This window comes from Halalkalibacter lacteus, from assembly GCF_036663595.1.
Taxonomy (GTDB): domain Bacteria; phylum Bacillota; class Bacilli; order Bacillales; family Bacillaceae_D; genus Halalkalibacter; species Halalkalibacter lacteus.
On sequence record NZ_JAWRVL010000479.1, the window covers coordinates 1 to 233 of the forward strand.

Genomic DNA, 233 nt, shown 5'->3' on the forward strand with positions numbered 1-233 from the left:
CGACGCGGTGCTGCTGATCGCCGCGGCCCTCGACGGCCGCCGGCTGGAGGAGCTGCTGGCAGAGGCGCGCGCGGCGGGACTCGACGCCTTGGTCGAGGTGCACGACCGCCCCGAGCTCGCTCGCGCGCTCGCCGCGGGGGCGCGGCTCGTGGGTGTCAACAACCGGGACCTCAGGACGCTCGCGGTCTCGCTCCGGACCTCGTTCGATCTGGCGCCGGAGATCCCCGACGAGG

1 pseudogene is annotated in these 233 nt (G+C 75.5%); it reads left to right on the forward strand.

From position 1 onward, the window contains the following. Nucleotides 1-233: pseudogene (locus SAZ04_RS23090) on the forward strand (indole-3-glycerol phosphate synthase TrpC); the annotation flags it as partial.